Annotated in this window: 1 protein-coding gene; it reads left to right on the forward strand. The window is 74.4% G+C overall.

Annotation, left to right across the window (positions count from 1 at the left end; genetic code table 11):
* Positions 1–16 precede the first annotated feature (16 nt).
* Positions 17–1,533, forward strand: a 1,517-nt coding sequence (locus P409_RS33990; RefSeq protein WP_238578841.1) for a 3-hydroxyacyl-CoA dehydrogenase, incomplete at its 3' end; no start/stop codon positions are given.

The raw sequence follows: 1,533 nt of genomic DNA on the forward strand, positions 1-1,533 counted from the left end.
CCCCGCCTTCAGGATGATGGCGGACGGCGTCCCGGCCTCCGCCGCCCAGGCGCTGGCGCTCGGCATCGTCGACGACGTGACCGCGGACGACCTGCTGGCGGCGGCCAGGGCCAAGGCGCTGGAGTTGGCCGGGTCCGGCACCCGGCGGCAGGCCCGCGACCTGGACCGGCAGCTGCAGCCGGGCGACCGCGAGGCCTTCGAGCAGGCGGCGGCCGAGGCGCTGAAGCGCAACCCGGACCTGCCGAACATCGCCGCCTTGGCCGAGGTGGTGCGCGCCACCTTCACCGAGACCTTCGAGGCCGGGCTGGCGCTGGAGCGCGCCCGCTTCATCGCCCTGGTCGCCGACGACCGGTCGAAGGCCCTGCGCTACGCCTTCTTCGCCGAGCGCGAGACCGCCCGCGTGCCGGGGCTGGCGAAGGACACGGCGCGGCGGCAGATCCACCGGGCCGCGGTGATCGGCGCCGGCACCATGGGCGCCGGCATCGCCATGTGCTTCGCCAACGCCGGCATCCCGGTGACGGTGATCGAGACGGGGGACGAGCTGCTGGCCCGCGGCCTGGACCGCATCGCCGGCACCTATGCCGCCTCGGTCAAGCGCGGCAGCCTGTCGGCGGAGGACGAGGCCCGCCGCCTGTCGCTGGTGGCCGGCCAGGTCGGGCTGGAGGCCGCGGCCGACGCCGATGTGGTGGTCGAGGCCGCCTTCGAGGACATGGATCTGAAGCGCCAGATCTTCGGCACGCTGGACCGGGTGGCGAAGCCCGGCGCCATCCTGGCCACCAACACCTCCTATCTCGACGTCGACCAGATCGCCGCGTCCACCGGCCGGCCCGGCGACGTGCTGGGCCTGCATTTCTTCAGCCCGGCCAATGTCATGCGCCTGCTGGAGGTGGTGCGCGGCAAGGCAACCGCGCCCGATGTGCTGGCGACGGCGCTGGACCTCGGCAAGCGGCTGGGCAAGGTGCCGGTGGTGGTCGGCGTCTGCCGCGGCTTCGTCGGCAACCGCATGCTGGCCCGCCGCACCCGGGAGGCCGAGCGCCTGCTGATCGAGGGCGCGCTGCCGCATGAGGTCGACGCGGCCCTGACCGGCTTCGGCTTCCGCATGGGGCCTTTCGCCGTCAGCGACCTGGCCGGGCTGGACATCGCCTGGCGCAACCGCAAGTCGCTGGGCCAGACCGCGCCGGTGGCCGACGCGCTGTGCGAGGCCGGCCGCCTGGGGCAGAAGGCCGGCCGCGGCTACTACCTGTACCCCGAGGGCGCCCGCGGCGGCGTGCGCGACCCGGAGGTGGAGGCGCTGCTGCAGCAGGTCTCCGCCCGCCTGGGCGTCACCCGCCGCCCGATCCCGGCCGAGGAGATCGTCGAGCGGCTGGTCTATCCGATGGTCAATGAGGGCGCGCGGATCCTGGAGGAGGGCATCGCCGCCCGCCCCGGCGACATCGACGTGATCTGGATCAACGGCTATGGCTGGCCGGCCTGGCGCGGCGGCCCGATGCGCTACGCCGACCAGGTCGGGCTGAAGACGGTTGCGGCGCGGCT

It is taken from the genome of Inquilinus limosus MP06 (assembly GCF_000767795.1).
In the GTDB taxonomy this organism is placed as follows: domain Bacteria; phylum Pseudomonadota; class Alphaproteobacteria; order DSM-16000; family Inquilinaceae; genus Inquilinus; species Inquilinus limosus_E.